The 20284-nt window shown below is 71.0% G+C and carries 19 protein-coding genes and 5 tRNA genes; 10 read left to right on the top strand and 14 right to left on the bottom strand.

Annotated elements, in window-relative coordinates; genetic code table 11:
* Nucleotides 1-58: 58 nt before the first annotated feature.
* The 3 genes from ABZ951_RS09090 to leuC form a co-directional block, all read right to left on the bottom strand.
* Nucleotides 59-304, bottom strand: a complete 246-nt coding sequence (locus tag ABZ951_RS09090) for a hypothetical protein (protein ID WP_344097633.1) — start codon at nucleotides 302-304, stop codon at nucleotides 59-61.
* A gap of 169 nt (nucleotides 305-473) precedes the next feature.
* Nucleotides 474-1067, bottom strand: coding sequence for a 3-isopropylmalate dehydratase small subunit (gene leuD, locus ABZ951_RS09085; protein WP_344097631.1), 594 nt, complete (start codon nucleotides 1065-1067; stop codon nucleotides 474-476).
* A gap of 7 nt (nucleotides 1068-1074) precedes the next feature.
* Nucleotides 1075-2517: a 3-isopropylmalate dehydratase large subunit gene (gene leuC / locus ABZ951_RS09080; RefSeq protein WP_344097629.1), complete on the bottom strand. Its 1443-nt coding sequence runs from the start codon at nucleotides 2515-2517 to the stop codon at nucleotides 1075-1077.
* A gap of 129 nt (nucleotides 2518-2646) precedes the next feature.
* Here leuC and ndgR point away from each other — a divergent pair, with 129 nt between their 5' ends.
* Nucleotides 2647-3375 (top strand): IclR family transcriptional regulator NdgR, encoded by a 729-nt coding sequence (ndgR, locus tag ABZ951_RS09075; RefSeq protein ID WP_344097627.1) that lies wholly within the window; start codon nucleotides 2647-2649, stop codon nucleotides 3373-3375.
* On the opposite strand, the gene ABZ951_RS09070 is transcribed toward ndgR, so the two are convergent.
* Nucleotides 3376-3867, bottom strand: a complete 492-nt coding sequence (locus tag ABZ951_RS09070; protein ID WP_344097625.1) for a DUF4188 domain-containing protein — start codon at nucleotides 3865-3867, stop codon at nucleotides 3376-3378.
* An 89-nt stretch (nucleotides 3868-3956) separates the two neighbouring features.
* Between ABZ951_RS09070 and ABZ951_RS09065 the strand changes: the two genes are divergently transcribed.
* On the top strand, nucleotides 3957-4595 hold the full coding sequence (locus ABZ951_RS09065; RefSeq protein WP_344097622.1) for a MerR family transcriptional regulator: 639 nt from the start codon (nucleotides 3957-3959) through the stop codon (nucleotides 4593-4595).
* Between the two features lie 218 nt (nucleotides 4596-4813).
* Here the strand turns inward: ABZ951_RS09065 and ABZ951_RS09060 are convergent, their stop codons facing one another.
* The 9 genes from ABZ951_RS09060 to ABZ951_RS09020 all read right to left on the bottom strand — a co-directional run bounded on the left by ABZ951_RS09060 (nucleotide 4814) and on the right by ABZ951_RS09020 (nucleotide 9195).
* The gene (locus tag ABZ951_RS09060) at nucleotides 4814-5707 is read right to left on the bottom strand and encodes an MEDS domain-containing protein (RefSeq protein WP_344097620.1); all 894 of its coding nucleotides are present in this window, start codon (nucleotides 5705-5707) and stop codon (nucleotides 4814-4816) included.
* Between the two features lie 86 nt (nucleotides 5708-5793).
* A tRNA-Glu gene (locus ABZ951_RS09055) sits at nucleotides 5794-5866 on the bottom strand.
* A gap of 36 nt (nucleotides 5867-5902) precedes the next feature.
* Nucleotides 5903-5974: transfer RNA gene (locus ABZ951_RS09050), tRNA-Gln, on the bottom strand.
* Nucleotides 5975-5986: 12 nt separating this feature from the next.
* Nucleotides 5987-6059 (bottom strand) — tRNA-Glu (locus ABZ951_RS09045).
* 62 nt (nucleotides 6060-6121) lie between these two features.
* Nucleotides 6122-6194, bottom strand: a tRNA-Glu gene (locus ABZ951_RS09040).
* A 59-nt stretch (nucleotides 6195-6253) separates the two neighbouring features.
* Nucleotides 6254-6325: transfer RNA gene (locus ABZ951_RS09035), tRNA-Gln, on the bottom strand.
* A 299-nt stretch (nucleotides 6326-6624) separates the two neighbouring features.
* Nucleotides 6625-8100, bottom strand: coding sequence for a glutamate--tRNA ligase (gene gltX, locus ABZ951_RS09030; protein WP_344097618.1), 1476 nt, complete (start codon nucleotides 8098-8100; stop codon nucleotides 6625-6627).
* Nucleotides 8093-8893: a fumarylacetoacetate hydrolase family protein gene (locus ABZ951_RS09025; protein WP_344097616.1), complete on the bottom strand. Its 801-nt coding sequence runs from the start codon at nucleotides 8891-8893 to the stop codon at nucleotides 8093-8095. The genes gltX and ABZ951_RS09025 overlap by 8 nt, the downstream gene beginning before the upstream one ends.
* Nucleotides 8894-8985: 92 nt before the next feature.
* Nucleotides 8986-9195 (bottom strand): hypothetical protein, encoded by a 210-nt coding sequence (locus ABZ951_RS09020; protein ID WP_344097614.1) that lies wholly within the window; start codon nucleotides 9193-9195, stop codon nucleotides 8986-8988.
* Nucleotides 9196-9689: 494 nt separating this feature from the next.
* Here ABZ951_RS09020 and ABZ951_RS09015 point away from each other — a divergent pair, with 494 nt between their 5' ends.
* From ABZ951_RS09015 to ABZ951_RS08980, 8 genes are all read left to right on the top strand, one after another.
* Complete coding sequence (locus tag ABZ951_RS09015; RefSeq protein WP_361279516.1) at nucleotides 9690-13265, top strand: nitrate- and nitrite sensing domain-containing protein; 3576 nt, start codon at nucleotides 9690-9692, stop codon at nucleotides 13263-13265.
* Nucleotides 13266-13274: 9 nt separating this feature from the next.
* On the top strand, nucleotides 13275-13688 hold the full coding sequence (locus ABZ951_RS09010) for a roadblock/LC7 domain-containing protein (RefSeq protein ID WP_344097129.1): 414 nt from the start codon (nucleotides 13275-13277) through the stop codon (nucleotides 13686-13688).
* A gap of 104 nt (nucleotides 13689-13792) precedes the next feature.
* The gene (locus ABZ951_RS09005; RefSeq protein WP_344097100.1) at nucleotides 13793-14203 is read left to right on the top strand and encodes a DUF742 domain-containing protein; all 411 of its coding nucleotides are present in this window, start codon (nucleotides 13793-13795) and stop codon (nucleotides 14201-14203) included.
* Nucleotides 14184-14765 (top strand): ATP/GTP-binding protein, encoded by a 582-nt coding sequence (locus tag ABZ951_RS09000; RefSeq protein ID WP_344097103.1) that lies wholly within the window; start codon nucleotides 14184-14186, stop codon nucleotides 14763-14765. Before ABZ951_RS09005 ends, ABZ951_RS09000 begins: the two co-directional genes overlap by 20 nt.
* A gap of 328 nt (nucleotides 14766-15093) precedes the next feature.
* Entirely contained in the window at nucleotides 15094-18360 is a 3267-nt protein-coding gene (locus ABZ951_RS08995; protein WP_344097106.1) for a nitrate- and nitrite sensing domain-containing protein, read from the top strand.
* 1 nt (nucleotide 18361) lies between these two features.
* Nucleotides 18362-18784 carry a roadblock/LC7 domain-containing protein gene (locus ABZ951_RS08990; RefSeq protein WP_087926101.1) on the top strand — a complete coding sequence of 141 codons (423 nt, stop codon included), beginning with the start codon at nucleotides 18362-18364 and terminating at the stop codon, nucleotides 18782-18784.
* 83 nt (nucleotides 18785-18867) lie between these two features.
* The gene (locus tag ABZ951_RS08985) at nucleotides 18868-19395 is read left to right on the top strand and encodes a DUF742 domain-containing protein (protein WP_344097111.1); all 528 of its coding nucleotides are present in this window, start codon (nucleotides 18868-18870) and stop codon (nucleotides 19393-19395) included.
* A complete protein-coding gene (locus tag ABZ951_RS08980) occupies nucleotides 19376-19957 on the top strand; it encodes an ATP/GTP-binding protein (protein ID WP_130880090.1) in 582 nt (193 codons plus the stop codon). Before ABZ951_RS08985 ends, ABZ951_RS08980 begins: the two co-directional genes overlap by 20 nt.
* Before the next feature lie 102 nt (nucleotides 19958-20059).
* Here ABZ951_RS08980 and ABZ951_RS08975 read toward each other — a convergent pair whose 3' ends face one another.
* Nucleotides 20060-20275 (bottom strand): acyl-CoA carboxylase subunit epsilon, encoded by a 216-nt coding sequence (locus ABZ951_RS08975; RefSeq protein ID WP_344097117.1) that lies wholly within the window; start codon nucleotides 20273-20275, stop codon nucleotides 20060-20062.
* Nucleotides 20276-20284 lie beyond the last annotated feature (9 nt).

Here is a 20284-nt window from a genome sequence, read left to right as displayed (position 1 = left end):
TACCGCAAATCAAACACGAAACGGTCTAATCACCCTTGTGCCGCAACGAACTCGACCATCACGGAGTTCCGTCACGGTCGGGCTCTTCGGGGAAACGGCCCTCGTCGAGGTCGTTCATCAGCCGGTCCAGACGCCTTGCCGCGCCTGAGAGATCGTGCTTCGCCGCGGCCGTGATGGCCAACAGCTTCCGGGACAGCGCCATCCGTACGCCCTCCGGGACTTGCAGTGTGCGCACCCTTGTGTGCGCTTCCTTGAGCTGGTCCGCGACGAGCCGGTAAAGCTCGAGTTGGCTGCCGCGTTCCATGCACCGATTGTGCCATCTGAGGCGAGTTGTCGCTTCACAGGGCCTCAACAGAACGATGCGCCCCCTGTCCGAAGACAGGGGGCGCATCATGTCAAACCCCGGGTGAGCAGCGAAAATCCGGGTCCCCGTCCGGTTCCGGCGGAGGGGCTGAACGGGCTCAAAATTCGTGTCAGATCCGGGCTGTCGAGGGCTTGAAAGAGGGCCTTCGGGCCTCGTAGGCGGTGATGGCCGGCTCGTTCCGCAGGGTCAGACCGATGTCGTCGAGCCCCTCCAGGAGCCGCCACCGGGCGTTCTCGTCAAGGGCGAAATCAGCCGTGATGCCCTCGGCCCGCACCTGGCGCCCCACGAGGTCGACGGTCACCTCGGCGGCGGGGTCGGCCTCGGTCAGCTCCCAGAGCGCCTCGACGGTCGACTGCGGCAGGACGACCGTCAGCAGTCCGTTCTTGAGCGAGTTGCCCCGGAAGATGTCGGCGAAGCGGGCGGAAACCACGGCTTTGAACCCGTAATTCTGCAGCGCCCAGACGGCGTGCTCCCGGGAGGAGCCCGTGCCGAAGTCGGGTCCGGCGACCAGGACGGAGGCGCCGCGGCGCTCCGGGCGGTTCAGCACGAACTCCGGGTCCTTGCGCCACGCCTCGAAGAGCCCGTCCTCAAAGCCGTCGCGGGTGACCTTCTTCAGCCAGTGCGCGGGGATGATCTGGTCGGTGTCGACATTGCCGCGGCGCAGCGGTACGGCCCGGCCGGTGTGGGTGGTGAAAGCTTCCATGGTGTTCTCAGACCCCCAGGGGAGTGCGTGCGTCGGGCGCGCCGGCCGGTCCGGGCAGGTCCGGCGGGGAGGCCAGATGGCCCAGTACGGCGGTCGCGGCGGCGACCTGCGGGGAGACCAGGTGGGTGCGGCCGCCCTTGCCCTGCCTGCCCTCGAAGTTGCGGTTGGAGGTCGAGGCGGACCTCTCGCCGGGCGCGAGTTGGTCGGGGTTCATGCCCAGGCACATCGAACAGCCGGCGTGCCGCCATTCGGCGCCGGCCTCGGTGAACACCTTGTCCAGCCCCTCCTGGACGGCCTGGAGGCCCACCCGTACCGAGCCGGGGACGACCAGCATCCGGACGTTGTCGGCGATCCGGCGGCCCTTGAGGACGGCGGCGACCGAGCGCAGGTCCTCGATCCGGCCGTTGGTGCACGAGCCCACGAAGACGGTGTCGACCCGGATGTCCCGCAGTTGCTGACCTGCCGTCAGTCCCATGTATTCCAGGGCCCGTTCGGCCGCCGAGCGGTCCGAGGGGTCGGGGTAGGAGGCGGGGTCGGGAACCGTCGCCGACAGGGGCGCGCCCTGGCCCGGATTGGTGCCCCAGGTGACGAACGGGGAGAGCTCGGTGGCATCGATGACCACCTCGTGGTCGAAGACGGCGTCGTCGTCGGTGCGCAGGGTGCGCCAGTAGGCGACGGCGGCGTCCCAGTCCGCGCCCTCGGGTGCGTGGGCGCGTCCCTTGAGGTAGGCGAAGGTGGTCTCGTCGGGGGCGATCATGCCGGCCCGGGCGCCCGCCTCGATGGACATGTTGCAGACGGTCATCCGCGCCTCCATCGAGAGCTTCTCGATGGCCGGGCCGCGGTACTCGATGACGTAGCCCTGGCCGCCGCCGGTGCCGATCCTGGCGATGACCGCGAGGATCAGGTCCTTGGCGGTGACGCCCTCGGGCAGTTCGCCCTCGACGGTGACGGCCATGGTCCTGAACGGGGCCAGCGGCAGGGTCTGCGTCGCGAGCACGTGCTCGACCTGGCTGGTGCCGATGCCGAACGCCAGCGCGCCGAAGGCGCCGTGGGTGGAGGTGTGGCTGTCGCCGCAGACGACGGTGGTGCCGGGCTGGGTCAGGCCCAGCTGGGGTCCCACCACGTGGACGACGCCCTGCTCGACGTCGCCCAGGGGGTGCAGCCGCACGCCGAATTCGGCGCAGTTGCGGCGCAGCGTCTCCAACTGGGTGCGGGAGACGGGGTCCGCGATCGGCTTGTCGATGTCGAGGGTGGGGGTGTTGTGGTCCTCGGTGGCGATGGTCAGGTCCAGGCGCCGGACCGGGCGCCCGGCCTTGCGCAGGCCGTCGAACGCCTGCGGGCTGGTGACCTCGTGGAGCAGGTGCAGATCGATGAAGAGGAGGTCGGGCTCACCTTCGGCGCGCGTGACGACGTGGTCGTCCCAGACCTTCTCCGCGAGTGTCCGTCCCATCGCTGTCCCTCCGGCCGGCGTCGTCGCCGGACCAAGTCGTTGTGCCAATGAGGTGCTGTGGCTCCAGGTTGGCGCGTCTCCCGGAAAATTGAACTTGCGTTTCACAGTGTGAGACGGGAGTATCGTTGCATGGACAACTCTGGTGGCGCCTCTAGTGGTGTGGGCGTTCTCGACAAGGCGGCTCTGGTACTGAGCGCTCTGGAGTCCGGTCCGGCGACACTGGCCGGACTGGTCACGGCGACGGGTCTCGCGCGCCCGACGGCCCACCGGCTGGCGGTGGCGCTGGAGCACCACCGGATGGTGGCGCGGGACATGCAGGGCCGGTTCATCCTCGGCCCGCGGCTGAGCGAGCTGGCCGCGGCGGCCGGCGAGGACCGGCTGCTGGCCACGGCGGGGCCGGTGCTCACGCACCTGCGGGACGTGACGGGCGAGAGCGCCCAGCTCTACCGCCGGCAGGGCGACATGCGCATCTGCGTGGCCGCGGCGGAGCGGCTGTCCGGACTGCGGGACACCGTGCCGGTCGGGTCCACGCTGCCGATGAAGGCCGGTTCGGCCGCCCAGGTGCTGATGGCCTGGGAGGAGCCCGAGCGGCTGCACCGCGGGCTCCAGGGCGCCCGCTTCACCGCCACCGCGCTCTCGGGCGTGCGGCGGCGGGGCTGGGCCCAGTCGATCGGCGAGCGCGAGCCGGGCGTCGCCTCGGTCTCCGCCCCCGTGCGCGGCCCCTCCAACCGCGTGGTCGCCGCCGTCTCGGTCTCCGGCCCCATCGAGCGCCTGACCCGGCACCCGGGCCGGATGCACGCCCAGGCCGTCATCGACGCCGCCCTGCGGCTCAGCGAGGCCCTGCGCCGCACCGGCTGATCAGACGGCGCGGCGGGCGAGCCGGTCGGCCGCCCGCTCGCCCCGCCGGGCCACGGGCTCGACCCCGTAGGCGGCGCCCAGCCCGGACTCGGGCATGCCGACGTAAACGGACTCGTAGGAGCCGGCCGGGACGACGTACGTCTCGTGCCAGATGCCCACCGCTCCCCGGCCGCCCCGCGCCCGGCGGTTGAACGCCGCCCACGCGGGGCGGTGCTCCTTGTCCGGGGCCGAGGCGTAGGCGAGCAGCTTTTCGCGCGAGTCCCAGTACTGGACGACGCCGAAGTTCCGCGGACCGCCGCCGAGCGGCCGGTATCCCCGCAGCCCGCTCCCCTCCTCGCGGGCGAGCTCCCGCATCATGCGCGGCATCGCGGCGAGGACGGGCAGCCACTGGCGCACCGACCGCCACCGGTTGACCCGCATCCCGATGAGGAAGACGACCACGTCCCCCTCGGCCTTGGCCGTGACCCGCTCGGCTATCGGTGTGACGCTCATGGAAATCCCCGCTCCCTCGCCGGACGACATTGGATAGCCCCGCTATCCATGCTTGGATAGTGCCACTCCCCAAAGAAGGGCGCAAGAGGATGCGACTGGCCGAACTGAGTGAGCGCAGCGGGGTGTCCACCGCCACGATCAAGTACTACCTGCGCGAGGAACTGCTCCAGCCCGGCCGCAGGGTCTCGGCCACCCAGGCCGAGTACGGCGAGGACCACTTGCGCCGGCTGCGCCTGGTGCGGGCCCTGATCCAGATCGGCAGAATGCCGGTCGCCACCGCCCGGGAGGTGATCGCCGCCGCCGAAGACGAGTCGCTGGATCACCACATGCGGCTCGGCGCGGCGACGCAGGCCCTGCCGGCCGGCCCGGAGCCGGACGCCGGCGACCCCGCGACCGAGACCGCGCGCCGCACCATGGAGACGCTGCTGGAGCGGCTCGGCTGGTACCGCGAGAGCGACGAGGACGAGCCCGCCCCCGTCCGCCGCACCCTGATCGCCGCCGTCGCCGCGCTGGTGCGCCTGGGCTACCCCTGCGGCGTCGAGCACCTGCTGCCGTACGCGCGGCTGGCCGAACAGCTCGCCGTCGCCGACCTCGACCTGGTGGAGCGCGAGCCCACACCGGAGGGCCAGATCGAGGCGGCCGTGGCCCTGACGGTGCTGTACGAGCCGGTGCTGCTGAGCCTGCGCCGGCTGGCGCACGCGGAGGAGTCGGCGCGCAGGTTCACGTGAGCGCTCCGCGGGGTGCGGGGCGCGTCGTCTTGGGGTGCGCTGTCTGCGGGTGCGCCGTCTGCGGGGTATGCCGTGGCTGGTCGCGCAGTCCCCCGCGCCCCTGCGGGGCGTCCTGCGGCCCGCCGTGCAGAAGCTCGCAGCAATGGCGGCACCCAGCTCCTCCCGGGCCCGCAGAGCGGCGCACACGCCCGCGCCGGGCCCTCGTGGCCCTCCCGGGCTCAGCAGGCGTGCGCGGCGCCCAGGCGCAGGCCGGGGGTCCGGTCCCAGCCGATGAGGGTGATGACGTGCAGGAGGTGGGGCGGCAGCGCGGTCAGCTCGACGGTGCAGTGCCGGGCGGCCCTGGCCCTGGCGAAGGTCATCAGCAGCCGGAGCCCCGAGAGGTCCAGGAACTCCACCCGGGACATCTCCAGGCTGATGTCGCCCCGGACGGAGGCGACCGACTGGAGGGCGTCCCGTAGGTGGCGGTGGGCGCCCGCGTCGACGACGCCCTCGATCCGCAGCCCCGGCGGGCTGTAGGTGCGCACGACGGTCAGCCCGGCCGTGCGGACGAGCGGGTCCGCCTCGACGCTCCGGGGATGGGCCGAGGCGAAGGCCGCGAGCGCGGCGGGGTCGCCGTGTCGGACGTCGTACGGGCAGAGCGCCAGGGCCTCCCCCGGGGCGAACTCCTCGGCCAGCAGCGACTCGTAGCGCAGCAGCCGCGTCAGGCCCGGCTCGTCGGCGGGCACCGCGGGCGGATCCCCCGTGACGCGCAGCGCGCGGTAGCCCTCGCGGCGGGAGCGGTCGGCGACGGCTCGCAGCCGCCTCAGTAACAGGGCGGGGTCCCACTCGCCCGGCCGTAAGCCGGCGTCGGCCGGGCCCAGGACCTCCAGCTGCCCGTCCGGGTGCGGCGGCGCCCCGGTGAGCCGGCACTGCTCCAGCAGCGCCCGGGGGCCGCGCGGGCCGTCGGCGCCGGAGAGGTAGACGATCTTGTGCTGCGCGCCGAGGCCGCCGAGCACGAAGCCCCGCAGGATCGAGGCCCGTTCCTCGTCCGACGCGAACAGCAGGCACGCGTGGTCACCCGGTCGGAGATCACCGACGTGGACCCGGGGGCGCACGCCGTCGGTAAGGGCCATGCGTGGATTATCGGCCCCGGCCCGGGCGGGCGGAAGTCCGCACGAAAAAATGCCCCCCGCTTATGCGGAAGGCATTCTTTCTGCTGTACCCCCGACCGGATTCGAACCGGCGCTACCGCCTTGAGAGGGCGGCGTGCTAGGCCGCTACACAACGGGGGCTAGCTTTATTGCTGCAGAGCGAAAATGCTCTCTGCGCTGGGATACCAGGACTCGAACCTAGACTAAGGGAACCAGAAACCCTCGTGCTGCCAATTACACCATATCCCATGGTGAAACAAGTACCCCCGACCGGATTCGAACCGGCGCTACCGCCTTGAGAGGGCGGCGTGCTAGGCCGCTACACAACGGGGGCCCTAGCGATCCATTCGCGTCGCCTCCAGGAATTGTCTGGATGGCGACGGAGTCACGGATCTGTACCCCCGACCGGATTCGAACCGGCGCTACCGCCTTGAGAGGGCGGCGTGCTAGGCCGCTACACAACGGGGGCTCGCACTGCGCTTTTTGCTTCGTCAGTTTATCAAGAGAATTCGAAGCGATTTTCTCTTGCTGGGGTACCAGGACTCGAACCTAGACTAAGGGAACCAGAAACCCTCGTGCTGCCAATTACACCATACCCCACCAGAACTCGACCCCCTTGAAGGGGTCTTGCTCGGGCTTGCTCCGTCCGTTCCGGCCTCTCGGCCCTCTCGGGCGGCGCAGGAAGAACATTACCCGAAGGTGGACGGGGCTCCAAAACCGATAAGCCGCCGCAGCGGAGCACTCCCGGCCCGAGAGCCCTCGGGCGCCCGCCGGCGGCCTCGCGGGGCGCCGGGCGGCGCCGTCACCGGACCATGGCGGGAACCGCGCGCGAAGAGCAGGGGCCCGCTCGCGCGGCCCTGTGCCGTGCGCGCGGGCCCCTGCCCCGGTGACCTGCGGCGTCAGCCCGCGAGCCGCGCCAGGGCCGCGTCGACGCGGGCCAGCGTGCGCTCGCGGCCGAGGATCTCCAGCGATTCGAACAAAGGCAGACCGACGGTGCGGCCCGTGACCGCGACGCGGACCGGCGCCTGCGCCTTGCCGAGCTTCAGGCCGTGCTCCTCACCGGCGGCCAGGACGGCCGCCTTGAGGGCCTCGGCGTTCCACTCCGCGGCCTCCAGCTTGGCGCGCGCCGTGCGCAGCAGCGCGTCCGAGCCCTCCTTCATCGCCTTGGCCCAGGACGCCTCGTCGTGGGCCGGCTCGTCGAGGAAGAGGAAGTCGACGTTGGCGGTGATGTCGGAGAGCACCGTCAGGCGGGTCTGCGCGTGCGGGGCGATGGCCTCGAAGACCGCCTGGTCGAAGGCTTCGGGGGCCCACGGGGCGAACGGGGCCTTCAGCCAGGGGCCGCACGCCTCGATGAACGCCTTCACGTCCATGCGGCGCATGTGGTCGCCGTTGATCGACTCGCACTTCTTGAGGTCGAAGCGTGCCGGGTTGGCGTTGACGTCCTTGATGTCGAACGCCGCGACCATCTCGTCCATCGTGAAGATGTCCTGGTCGGCCGAGAGGGACCAGCCGAGCAGGGAGAGGTAGTTGAGCAGGCCCTCGGGGAGGAAGCCGCGCTCCCGGTAGAGGTTGAGGGAAGCCTGCGGGTCGCGCTTGGAGAGCTTCTTGTTGCCCTCGCCCATGACGTACGGCAGGTGCCCGAACTGCGGAGTGGTGCCGTTGCCGACGCCGATCTCGGCGAGCGCGCCGTAGAGCGCGATCTGGCGCGGGGTGGAGGAGAGCAGGTCCTCGCCGCGCAGGACGTGGGTGATCTCCATCAGGGCGTCGTCGACCGGGTTGACCAGGGTGTACAGCGGCGCGCCGTTGGCCCGGACGATGCCGAAGTCCGGCACGTTCTCCGGGGTGAAGGTCAGCTCGCCGCGGACCAGGTCGGTGAAGGTGATCGGGGCGTCGGGCATCCGGAAGCGGACGATCGAGGCACGGCCCTCGGCCTCGTAGGCCGCCTGCTGCTCGGGGGTCACCACCCGGCACGTGCCGTCGTAGCCGGACGGCTTGCCGACGGCGCGGGCGGCGTCGCGGCGCGCGTCGAGCTCCTCGGTGGTGCAGTAGCAGCGGTAGGCGTGGCCGGCGTCCAGCAGCTTCTGCGCGACATCGCGGTAGATGTCCATGCGCTGCGACTGGCGGTACGGCGCGTGGGGGCCGCCGACCTCGGGGCCCTCGTCCCAGTCGAAGCCCAGCCAGCGCATCGAGTCGAGCAGCTGCTGGTAGGACTCCTCGGAGTCGCGCGCCGCGTCGGTGTCCTCGATGCGGAAGACGAGGGTGCCGCCGTGGTGGCGGGCGAACGCCCAGTTGAACAGGGCGGTGCGGACCAGACCCACGTGGGGGTTGCCGGTCGGCGAGGGACAGAAACGTACGCGGACGTTCGCGTTAGCCACGCTTGATCACCTTGTTGGTGAGAGTGCCGATGCCTTCGATGGTGACGGCGACCTCGTCGCCGACGTTCAGGGGTCCGACACCGGCCGGGGTGCCGGTGAGGACGACGTCGCCGGGGAGCAGCGTCATCGCCTCGGTGATGTGGACGATCAGGTCCTCGATCGTGCGGACCATGTCGCTCGTGCGGCCCAGCTGGCGCTGTTCGCCGTTGACCGTGCACATGATGCCGAGGTCGCCCGGGTCGAGCTCGGTCTCCACCCAGGGGCCCAGGGGGCAGGAGGTGTCGAAGCCCTTGGCGCGGCCCCACTGCTTCTCGCGCTGCTGGACGTCACGCGCGGTGATGTCGTTGGCGCAGGTGTAGCCGAGGATGACGTCCTTGACGCGCTCGCGGGGGACCTCGCGGCACATGCGGCCGATGACCACGGCCAGCTCGGCCTCGTGGTGCACCTCGCTGGAGAAGGAGGGGTAGGCGATGGGGTCGCCGGGGCCGATGACCGAGGTGGACGGCTTGAAGAAGACGACGGGGGCCTCGGGGCGCCCTTGATCGTCAACGATGGCGTTGCCCAGCTCCGCGGCGTGCTCGGCGTAGTTGCGGCCGATGGCGACGACCTTGTTGGGGAGCACGGGGGGCAGGAGCCGCACCTTGCTCAGCGGGATCTTCTGCCCCGAGCGCTCGAATTCGGCGAAGGGGTGGCCCTTGATGATGTCGAGAACGGGGCCGCCGGGAGTGGCGGCGTCCCCTTCCACGACGCCGAAGGCGACGTTGCCGTCGAGGGAGAACCTGGCGATGCGCACGGGAAGCTTTTGCCCCTTTTCTGATCCGGCCGGAGTCTGACACCCCAGGCTATCGCGGGGGGCGCGCGCGGCCCGTGCGCACTCGGGAGGGGTCAGTCCCGGGGCTGCGCCTCGGGGGCGTGCATCAGGACGGTGCGGCGCGGGTTGGCGGTGACGGCCGGCAGCTCGGTGGCGTGCTCCCGGGCCTCGACGGTCCGCAGCGCGGCGGCGTCCTCGAGGTGGGCGAGCGTCGTGCGGCGCGGGTTGGCGGTCTTCCGGGACGGACGGGAGGTCGTCGCCTTCTTCGTCTTCGTCGTCTTCACTAGCTGCCTCGCCTGGTCGTGATGCGTGGTGATGCGCGGTGTCGTTTTCGCGGCATGTGTAAAGGAACAGGCTAGGCGCGCCTATCCCCAGCCGTCCTGGCCGGAAGTCATGAGTTGCTTGTGAGTTTGCTCACGAGCACTGCGAAATATGCCGCAAAGCGGGCGCGCACTTCGCCCTCACGAAACGGACATTGCATGGCTGAACCTGACGTTCCGCTCCTGATCATGGCGACTGGGACACCACGGGTCCACCAGCCCCGACGTAGTAAGTCGTCCGCATTTACCCCTTGTAAAGGCACCCGTTTTCTACACCCCGTGACGACTTCCGCCACCGAGCGTCACGCCCGTCCCGGGCGGGCGCACCGGCCTTGTTGGAGATCCGGCACTGTGCTGGAATTCCACGGACCGCCAGGGGGCAACCGCGGTCCCCCCACGACTCGACACCGTCCCTCCGCTCCACCGGAGGGACGCCTGGTCCAGAGGTTGCGACGCTAGTGCAGGGACGTTTCAAGAGGGATGGCAGCGCTGCGGCGGAGCCGGAGCCGCGCGGTGCGACCGACCGCGGCACGTCCGCCGACGCGCCGACCGGCGGCGAACCCGCCGCGGGGCCGAAGGCCAAGTCCAAGGCGAACAAGACGAAGGGGCCCAGCGGGCCGGGCTCACGAATAGCCCTGCGCAACTGGCGCATCAGTACCCGACTGGTCTCCCTGCTGGCCCTGCCCGTCGTCGCGGCGACGTCCCTGGGTGCGCTGCGTATCCAGACGTCGCTCGAGAACATCGACCAGCTCGACCACATGAAGATCCTCACGGAGATGACGGGCAAGGCGACGCAGCTCGCCAACGCTCTCCAGGAGGAGCGCGACAAGTCCGCCGGTCCGCTGGCCGCCAAGAAGCCGGACGACGACGCCGTCGTCTCGACCCGCCAGCGCTCCGACCGCGCCATCAAGGCCTTCCAGGAGGCCACGTCGGGCGTCAAGGCGTCCGACACGACGATGACCGGTGTGAAGACCACGCTGGTCGACATCTCCCGGCAGCTGGTCAAGATCGACGCTGTCCGCAAGGACGCCTACACCGAAGACGACTACATCGCGCGGACCGTCAACAACTACGACGGTCTGATCAACGCCCTGCTGACGCTCTCGCAGGACATGGCGCAGGCCACCAGCAACAGCGACATGATCACCAGCACGCGTGCGCTGGCCACGTTCTCCGCGGCCAAGGAGTACGCGTCCATCCAGCGCGCCGTGATCACCGCCGCGCTCGCCGCGCCCAAGAAGCCCACGCTCTCCGAGAACGACCGCCAGTACGGCCTGGAGGCGCAGGAAGCCGGCAAGGAAGCCCTGCGCCGCTTCACCTCCATCCGCGCCGACGACCGCGAGCTCATGCTCTCGCTCAACGGCGGCGTGCACGACATCAAGGCGGCGGACACCTTCGCCGACCGGGTGCTCAAGCGCAAGGGCGCGATCGAGAGCGACGCGCTGTCCTGGCGCGACTGGTCCGACCAGTCCACCGTGAAGATCTCCGAGATGGCCAAGATCGAGCAGACGCTGCTCACGGAGATGGACCAGAAGGCGCGCGAGCTGCGTGACGAGGCCCAGCAGGAAGCCATCCTCAACGGTGTCCTGATCATCCTCGTGCTCGGCATCTCCCTCGTCGGCGCCTTCGTCGTGGCCCGCTCCATGGTGCGCTCGCTGCGCCGCCTGCAGGACACCGCCCAGCGCGTCGCCCAGGAGCGTCTGCCCGAGCTCGTCAAGCAGCTGTCCGAGACCGACCCGCAGGACGTCGACACGTCCGTGGAGTCCGTCGGCGTGCACAGCACGGACGAGATCGGCAAGGTGGCCGCGGCCTTCGACGACGTGCACCGCGAGGCCGTCCGTCTGGCCGCCGAGCAGGCGTTGCTGCGAGGCAACGTCAACGCGATGTTCACCAACCTCTCGCGCCGCAGCCAGGGCCTCATCCAGCGTCAGCTCTCGCTCATCTCCGAGCTGGAGAGCCGCGAGGCCGACCCGGACCAGCTGTCCTCGCTCTTCAAGCTCGACCACCTCGCGACCCGTATGCGCCGTAACGGTGAGAACCTCCTCGTCCTCGCGGGTGAGGAGCCCGGCCGCCGGTGGACCCGGCCCGTGCCGCTCGTCGACGTGCTGCGGGCCGCCGCGTCCGAGGTGGAGCAGTACGAGCGCATCGAGCTGTCCGGTGTGCCGCCGACCGAGGTCGCCGGCCGCGTGGTCAACGACCTCGTGCACCTCCTCGCCGAGCTGCTGGAGAACGCGACCTCGTTCTCCTCGCCGCAGACCAAGGTCAAGGTCACCGGTCACGCGCTGCCCGACGGCCGGGTGCTGGTCGAGATCCACGACACCGGCATCGGCCTCTCCCAGGAGGACCTGGCCGCGATCAACGAGCGGCTCGCCAGCCCGCCCACCGTGGACGTGTCGGTCTCCCGCCGCATGGGTCTGTTCGTGGTCGGCCGCCTGTCCCTGCGCCACGGCATCCGCATCCAGCTCCGCCCGTCCGACTCCGGCGGTACGACCGCGCTCGTCATGCTGCCGGTCGACGTCGCCCAGGGCGGCAAGCGGCCGATGCCCGGTGCCCCCGGCCCCGCGGCCGGTGCCATGCCCGCCTCCGCCCCGCCGGCCGGTCTCGCCGGCCCCGGCGGTCCCGGCGGCCTCGGCGGCAAGCCCCAGAACGCGGGCGGCGCCGGTGCCCCCGGCGCCATGGGGTCCGCCCCGCGCCGCCAGGTGCCGGGCAGCGGCCCGCGCCCCGCGCTGCCGGCCCGCTCCGGCGGCATGACGGAGAGCGGTCTGCCGACGCGTCCCACGCCCGCGCCCGGCGGCCCCGCCGGTCCGGGTGCCGGTGCGCCGTCCGGCGGCAGCCTCTTCGACGCCGCGCCGCGCGGCGGCGGTGACCGCAAGGGCGCCGCAGGCGACGGCCGCCCCGCGCTGCCGACCCGTGGCAACGGCGGCCCGGCCTCCGTGCCGCCGCCCTCCGAGGGTGTGCGCCGCCCGCAGATGCCCCGGCGCCGCGGCAGCGGCCCGGCGGCCGAGCTGCCGGGCCGCCCCGCGCCGAGCTGGGGCGACAACGGCCGCAACGCCGGCGGGCAGCAGCCTCCGGCGGCGCCCGCGGCCCCGGCCGACGACTGGCCGATGCCCTCCGACGACGCCTCGCGCGCCGCGCAGGACACCCCGCGCGGCCACGAGGACATCGAGAACACCGGGCAGTTCCCCGCGCCGTCGGGCCGCACCCCGCAGGCCGGCGCCGGTGACACCGCGCAGTTCCCCGCCGTCCCGGCGGCCCGCGAGCCGCAGAACAGCTCCACGGGTCAGTTCGAGCGGCCCGCGGCCCCGGCCGACGACTGGCCGGTTCAGAACCGGAACGACCGCGCCCCGCAGGGCGGTCAGCCCACCCCGCGGACCGGCGACGCCACCGGCCCCGGCAGCACTGGCCAGTTCGCGCTGCCGAGCGGCTCGACGGGTCAGTTCCCCCAGCTCGGTAGCGCCGCGGCGCCGGAGTCCCGTCCGGAGTCGGCCCCGCTGCCGCCCGCGGGCCCCGGCGACGGCCGCACGCCGCTCTTCGAGGAGCTGGAGTCGAACTGGTTCCGCGGTGAGGCCGGCGAGGAGCAGGCCGCGCCGCGGCAGCCGGCCGGCCGCCCGCAGCGGCTGCCGCGGCGCGAGCCGCGCCAGTCGCTCCAGGACCCGCAGGCCGGCCAGGCCCCGCAGGCCCCGCGGAGCGCGCAGACCCCCCGGAACCCGCAGGCCGTCCGCGGCACGCAGGAGACCTGGGCCAACTCCCCCAACGACGAGCGCTGGCGCAAGGCCGAGCAGGTCCGGGAGCCCGCCGCCGGCGGCACCACCTCCTCGGGTCTGCCCAAGCGCGTGCCGCGGGCGAACCTGGTCGAGGGCGCCGCGGAAGCGCAAGCCCAGAACCAGCCGACCGGCCCGCAGGTCTCCCGCGCGCCCGACGACGTACGCGGTCGTCTCACCAACCTCCGCCGCGGCATCCAGCAGGGACGCCAGGCGGGCAACACCTCGACCGGTAGCCACAACAGTGGCCCCACCTACCAGCAGGAGCGTTAGTTGAGTCCGATGAGCCAGGCGGCGCAGAACCTGAACTGGTTGATCACCAACTTTGTGGAGAACACCCCCGGGGTGTCCCACACCGTCGTGGTCTCCGCCGACGGACTCCTTCTGGCGATGTCCGAAGGGTTCCCGCGGGACCGTGCCGACCAGCTGGCGGCGGTGGCCTCCGGGCTGACGTCCCTGACGGCCGGCGCGTCCCGCATCTTCGAGGGCGGTCCCGTCACCCAGACCGTGGTGGAGATGGAGCGCGGCTTCCTCTTCATCATGTCCGTCTCGGACGGATCCTCGCTGGCCGTGCTGGCGCACCCCGAGTGCGACATCGGCCTCGTGGGCTACGAGATGGCCCTGCTGGTCGACCGCGCGGGCACCGTGCTCACGCCCGATCTCCGCGCCGAGCTCCAGGGCAGCCTGCTGAACTGACCGCACGCACACCGCAAATACCGTCCGACCGTACGGCCGAAAACCCCCCACCGGCCACCGCTCGACGGCATTATTGCCTTCCTGCTGTCCCGTCCGGAGGATTCATGACCCCGCCCGCCTCGCCCGGCCCGTACGGCGCATCTCATCACGCGCCGTACGGGAGTGAAGGCAACGACCAGCCGTTGGTCCGCCCCTATGCCATGACGGGGGGCCGCACCCGGCCGCGCTACCAGCTCGCCATCGAGGCGCTGGTCAGCTCCACGGCCGACCCGGCCCACCTGCAGGGGCTGCTCCCCGAGCACCAGCGAATCTGTCACCTGTGCCGGGAGGTCAAGTCGGTCGCGGAGGTCTCGGCGCTGCTGAACATGCCCCTGGGCGTGGCGCGCATCCTCGTGGCGGATCTGGCGGAGGCCGGAATGGTGGCGATCCACCAGCCGGGCGGCAGCGGCGAGTCCGGCGGGACGCCGGATGTGACACTGCTCGAAAGGGTGCTCAGTGGACTTCGGAAGCTCTAGCGGGGGCGTCGCCCGTTCCACCACTTCCGCGAAGATCGTGGTGGCGGGCGGCTTCGGCGTCGGCAAGACCACATTCGTGGGCGCGGTATCGGAGATCAGCCCGCTGCGCACCGAAGCGGTCATGACCTCCGCCTCCGCGGGGATCGACGATCTGAGCCATGTGCGGGACAAAACCACGACGACCGTGGCGATGGATTTCGGTCGCATCACGCTCGACGACGATCTGATCCTGTACCTGTTCGGCACGCCGGGCCAGGACCGTTTCTGGTTCATGTGGGACGACCTGGTGCGCGGCGCGATCGGCGCCGTCGTGCTCGTGGACACCCGCCGGCTCGCCGACTGCTTCCCCGCGGTCGACTACTTCGAGAACAGCGGCCTGCCGTTCGTCATCGCCCTCAACGGCTTCGACGGACACCAGCCGTACACGCCCGACGAGGTCCGTGAGGCGCTGCAGATCGGCCCCGACGCGCCGATCATCGTCACCGATGCCCGGCACCGCAACGAGGCGAAGAGCTCTCTGATCACCTTGGTCGAGCACGCTCTGATGGCTCGGCTCAAATAGCGTTACGCGGCCGGCCGGACGTCCCGCACGGGTTGTGGCATTGGACACGGCACAGCCCGGAGTTCATAACGTTTCGACAGAGAATTGACCGGACGCGAACACCCCTTGCGTTCGGTCGGCTTCGCTGTGCGCACGATGCGCCCGGCATTTGCCGCGGCACGGTCTTAATGCCCGTTTTATGTCGGGCAAATCGCTGCCCCCGGCCGCCGTGTCCACTGTTTGGAATGCGCACCTCGGACGTGCTGGAATTCCATGAACTGAGCAGTAACGGCTCAGCCGAAAAAACGGCACACCACGCAGGTGACGACGCCGAGAGGTTGTTGGTCGAGTGACGCGCAGAAAGACAGGCGCCGCACAGCAGGCGCGGGACGAACGGGGAAACTTCACCCCGCCGTCGCGCACAGCGGTGCCGCCTTCCGATGTGCCCGAAACCCCCGCCCCGCCGCCCCCGGGCCGCGGCGGCCGTCTCTCACCCCGCAACTGGCGTGTGCCGGTCCGGCTGAACGCGATCCTCTTGATCCCGGTGCTGGTGGCCCTCGTCTTCGGTGGCCTCCACATCAAGAGCTCGGTCGACACCTGGACCGAGGCCAAGGACGCGGCGAACACCGCGCGTCTGGTGCGTGCCGCGGCCACCTACGCCCACGCCGTCCTCGACGAGCGTGACCTGAGCGCCATGCCGATGCTCAAGGACAACCGCGACGACCCGGTGATCAAGAAGGCCCGCCAGGAGACGGACGCCGCCCGCGCGGAGTTCGACAAGGCGGTCAAGCAGGCCCCGGACACCCAGAGCCTGCGCCGCCGCACCAAGCTCTTCCGCGCTGCGGAGCAGACGCTCCCCAAGCTGCGCAACGAGGCGTACACACTCTCCGGCACCCAGACCGAGGACATGTACGGCGCCATCCAGCGCCCGCTCATGGCGTTCGCCAACGAGCTGGGCCTGGGCACCGGCAACAACTCCTACGGCCGCATGGTCTACGCGATCCAGCTGGCCAAGGCCGCCGAGTCGCTGCAGCGTTCCATCGGTACCCACCTGCTGGTGAAGCCGCCGAAGAGCACCGCGGAGCACCAGAAGATGGTGACGTGGTTCTCCTCGTACAGCTTCCTGGAGTACATCGCCCGGGGCGAGTACGACGCGGCCGGCACCGAAGAGGACATCAGCCGCCTGAACGACATCATGGCCACCAAGGCCAAGGCGTCGGACCAGGAGAAGATCTTCAACGCGATCGTCGCCGGCAAGACGCCCGAGCAGCTCAAGGCCGCGGACATTACGCCGGAGGCCTGGCTCGACGTCAGCACGAAGAAGTTCGACGCCTACCGCGAGATCGAGAAGGAACTCGCGGACAAGGCCGTGAACGAGGCCGAGACGGTCTCCTCCGACGCCCAGCAGACGGCGATCATCCAGGCTTCCATCATGATCGTGGCGCTTCTCGCCGCGTTCTTCGTGGCCGGCATGATGGCCCGCTCGATGAGCCGCAACATGCGCCACCTGCGCCGCGCGGCCTTCGACGTCGCCGAGCAGCGGCTCCCGGCGCTGGTCGACCAGCTGTCGCGCACCGACCCCGGTCGCGTCGACACCCGGATCCAGCCCATCCCGATCACCACCCGGGACGAGATCGGCGAGGTCGCCCGCGCCTTCGACCAGGTGCACCGCGAGGCGGTCCGCCTCGCCGCCGAGCAGGCGCTGCTGCGGGGCAACGTCAACGCGATCTTCACCAACCTCTCGCGCCGCAGCCAGAGCCTGATCGAGGGCCAGCTGACCCTCATCACGGAGCTGGAGGAGAACGAGGCCGACCCGGACCAGCTGGAGAACCTCTTCCGCCTGGACCACCTGGCCACCCGTATGCGCCGCAACGGCGAGAACCTCCTGGTCCTCGCCGGCGAGGAGCCCGGCCGCCGCTGGGACCAGCCGGTCCCGCTGGTGGACGTGCTGCGCGCCGCCTCCTCCGAGGTGGAGGCGTACGAGCGCATCGAGCTGTCCGGCGTCCCGGAGGCCGAGATTCACGGCCTGGCCGTGACCGACCTCGTGCACCTCCTCGCCGAGCTGCTGGAGAACGCCACCACGTTCTCCTCCCCGCACACCAAGGTCCGGGTCACCGCGACGCGGCTGCCCGACGGCCGGGTGATGGTCGAGATCCACGACAAGGGCATCGGCCTGACCGCCGAGGACTTCGCGGACATCAACCACCGGCTGGCCAACCCGCCGACCGTGGACGTGTCGATCTCGCAGCGCATGGGTCTGTTCGTGGTCGGCCGCCTGGCCCTGCGCCACGGCATCCGCGTCCAGCTCCGCCCCTCGGGCGAGCAGGCCGGCACCACGTCGCTGGTGATGCTCCCCGACGCGATCACCCACGGTGGTGGTGGCGAGGACGAGCTGTCGCCGGACGACTTCACCGTCTCCCGGATGGTGCCCGAGCAGTCGGCCGCCCCCGTGATCCGCCAGCGCACGGCCGCCGAGCTGGGCTTCGACGACTCCCGCTACGACGGCGGTCAGGGGCTGCCCGGTGCCCCGGCGCTGGACCCCGTGGGCCGTTCGCGGCTGCGCGAGGAGCGCCGTGCGGCGCTGGAAGCGCAGGCCACCGACAACCGCCCGCTCTTCCGGGACCAGGTCCCGCAGGGCGAGCAGCCGTCCTACGAGCAGCCGCAGGCTTACGAGCAGCAGCGTCCCGACCAGGACACGGGCCAGCACGCGGGGCCCTACGCCGATCAGGACACCGGTCAGCACACGGGCCAGTACCCGGCGCCGTACGCCGACCAGGACACGGGTCAGCACGCCGGTCAGCACACGGGGCAGTACCCCGCGCCGTACGCCGACCAGGACACCGGTCAGCACACGGGCCAGCACGCCGCCCCGCAGGCCGGGCAGCAGCAGTACGGTCAGCAGCCGCAGCAGCACGGCTATCCGGAGGCGGGCTATCCGGAGCAGGGCTATGCGGACGCCCCGTACGCGGAGCAGCAGGGCTACGACGCCTTCGGTGGCCAGGACGGGCAGCACGGGTGGACGGAGTCAGGTCCGCACCCCGACGTCACCCAGCAGGGTTACGGAGCGGAATCGGAATCCCGGCCGTCCGCTGACACGGCGCAGCAGGAGCGCGTAGAGTTCGACCGTCCGGGCCCCGCCTCGAGCGGCTCCCACTCGCTGACCGGGGCCGGTCTGCCGCGCCGCGCGAAGCAGTGGCAGGAGTCCGAGTCAGTCGAGGAGGCCACGGGGGCCGGCGAACCGGAGCAGCCCCAGCAGGACGTCTCACAGCAGCCGCAGGAGGGCGAGAAGCCCGACTGGCAGTCGGCGAACGACGAGCGCTGGCACCGTGCCGAGCAGCTCCGCGAGCCGAAGGCCGGCGGGATCACCCCCTCGGGTCTGCCGCGCCGGGTGCCCAAGGCCAATCTGATCGAGGGCAAGGCCGCGCAGACTCCGCAGGACGGCCCCCAGATATCCCGTGCCCCGGAGGACGTACGCGGCAGGCTGAGTAATCTGCGCCGCGGTGTCCAGCAGGGGCGCAGCGCGGGAACCGACAACAGCACGGGCACCGCGCACGAGCAGCATGAGCAGAACGACCAGGGCTTCGGCCCGGGTGGTACCTATGATCAGGAGCGTTAGTGTGAGCCCGATGAGCCAGGCGGCGCAGAACCTGAACTGGTTGATCACCAGTTTCGTGGAGAACACCCCCGGGGTGTCCCACACCGTCGTGGTCTCCGCCGACGGACTCCTTCTGGCGATGTCCGAAGGGTTCCCGCGGGACCGTGCCGACCAGCTGGCGGCGGTGGCCTCCGGGCTGACGTCCCTGACGGCCGGCGCGTCCCGCATCTTCGAGGGCGGCGCGGTCAATCAGACCGTGGTGGAGATGGAGCGTGGTTTCCTCTTCATCATGTCCGTCTCGGACGGATCCTCGCTGGCCGTGCTGGCGCACCCCGAGTGCGACATCGGCCTCGTGGGCTACGAGATGGCTCTCCTGGTGGACCGTGCGGGGAGCGTGCTCACGCCCGATCTCCGCGCGGAACTGCAGGGGAGCCTTCTCAACTAGCAAAGAGGCAGTGCGTTTCGCGCCATCGCGCCATAGGGTGCGGTGGCGCGACCAGCAGCAGACAGGCAAGTTGAGGAGGAGACGTGGCAACGCCCCCAGGCGGTTACCCGTACGGAAATGACCAGCAGGCTCAGCCCCCGTTGAACCGCTTCAACTTCCCCTCCGCGCCATCCCACAGGTCACCGGCGGAGCCACCGCGTCCGCCGCAGGTCCCGGCGCAGCCCCAGCAGCAGCACCGGCGTGCCGCGCAGGGCTCCTCCGGGGGCAAGCACAATCCGCTGGTCCGTCCGTACGCGATGACCGGCGGCCGTACCCGGCCGCGGTACCAGCTCGCCATCGAGGCGCTGGTGCACACCACGGCACAGCCTTCCCAGCTCCAAGGGCAGTTGCCGGAACACCAGCGCATCTGCCACCTGTGCCGTGAGATCAAGTCCGTGGCCGAGATCTCGGCACTTCTCTCCATCCCCCTCGGCGTCGCCCGAATCCTCGTCGCCGACTTGGCGGAGGCCGGGCTCGTCGCCATCCATCAGCCCGGCGGCGACGAGTCCGCCGGCGGCCAGCCTGACGTGACACTGCTCGAAAGGGTGCTCAGTGGACTTCGGAACCTCTAGCGGCGAGGCAGCCCGCTCCACCACCTCCGCGAAGATCGTGGTGGCGGGCGGTTTCGGCGTGGGCAAGACCACGTTCGTCGGCGCGGTATCGGAGATCAACCCCCTGCGCACCGAGGCCGTGATGACGTCCGCTTCGGCGGGGATCGACGACCTCACGCACGCGCCGGACAAGACCACGACGACCGTGGCCATGGACTTCGGCCGTATCACCCTGGACCAGGACCTGATCCTGTACCTCTTCGGTACCCCGGGGCAGGACCGTTTCTGGTTCATGTGGGACGACCTGGTGCGCGGCGCGATCGGCGCCGTCGTGCTCGTGGACACCCGCCGGCTCGCCGACTGCTTCCCCGCGGTCGACTACTTCGAGAACAGCGGCCTGCCGTTCGTCATCGCCCTCAACGGCTTCGACGGACACCAGCCGTACAACCCGGAGGAAGTCCGCGAGGCGCTGCAGATCGGCCCCGACGCGCCGATCATCACCACGGACGCCCGGCACCGCAACGAGGCCAAGAGCGCCCTCATCACCCTGGTCGAGCACGCCCTCATGGCGCGCCTTCGGTGAGGCGTCGGCCGAGCCGACGCAAAAAGGTCCCCACACTCACCAGGAGTGCGGGGACCTTTCGCGTAGCTCGGGCCGTTCGGCGGAGCGAAGCGGTGCGGGCGCTCAGCCCTGCCAGCTGTGCGGCGCCCGGAAGCCCGGGGTGCGCTCCAGACGGCGCCAGCCGGCGGAGGTGCGGCGGGGGCGGGAGGGCGCGGGGTGGCCGCCGGCGGCCGCGGCGCGGGCGAGGAGGACCGCGGTGACGGCGGCCACCTCCTCGGCGTCCGCCGTGCCCTTCTCGACGCGTACGAGCGTGCTGGCTGTGCTGGCTGTGCTGTCCATGAAAGGTGT

Source organism: Streptomyces sp. NPDC046215, from assembly GCF_040646215.1.
Taxonomy (GTDB): Bacteria; Actinomycetota; Actinomycetes; order Streptomycetales; family Streptomycetaceae; genus Streptomyces; species Streptomyces stramineus.
Note: the sequence above shows the minus strand (reverse complement) of the source record. Positions and strands in the feature narration are given on the sequence as shown.

What these genes read in the sequence shown, in the direction of transcription:
- leuD (WP_344097631.1), bottom strand. Translation starts at nt 1,067, where the DNA reads ATGGAAGCTTTCACCACCCACACCGGCCGGGCCGTACCGCTGCGCCGC.
- ABZ951_RS09060 (WP_344097620.1), bottom strand. Translation starts at nt 5,707, where the DNA reads ATGGCCCTTACCGACGGCGTGCGCCCCCGGGTCCACGTCGGTGATCTC.
- ABZ951_RS09010 (WP_344097129.1), top strand. Translation starts at nt 13,275, where the DNA reads ATGAGCCAGGCGGCGCAGAACCTGAACTGGTTGATCACCAACTTTGTG.
- ABZ951_RS09005 (WP_344097100.1), top strand. Translation starts at nt 13,793, where the DNA reads ATGACCCCGCCCGCCTCGCCCGGCCCGTACGGCGCATCTCATCACGCG.
- ABZ951_RS09065 (WP_344097622.1), top strand. Translation starts at nt 3,957, where the DNA reads ATGCGACTGGCCGAACTGAGTGAGCGCAGCGGGGTGTCCACCGCCACG.
- ABZ951_RS09090 (WP_344097633.1), bottom strand. Translation starts at nt 304, where the DNA reads ATGGAACGCGGCAGCCAACTCGAGCTTTACCGGCTCGTCGCGGACCAG.
- ABZ951_RS09070 (WP_344097625.1), bottom strand. Translation starts at nt 3,867, where the DNA reads ATGAGCGTCACACCGATAGCCGAGCGGGTCACGGCCAAGGCCGAGGGG.
- ndgR (WP_344097627.1), top strand. Translation starts at nt 2,647, where the DNA reads ATGGACAACTCTGGTGGCGCCTCTAGTGGTGTGGGCGTTCTCGACAAG.
- ABZ951_RS08975 (WP_344097117.1), bottom strand. Translation starts at nt 20,275, where the DNA reads ATGGACAGCACAGCCAGCACAGCCAGCACGCTCGTACGCGTCGAGAAG.
- leuC (WP_344097629.1), bottom strand. Translation starts at nt 2,517, where the DNA reads ATGGGACGGACACTCGCGGAGAAGGTCTGGGACGACCACGTCGTCACG.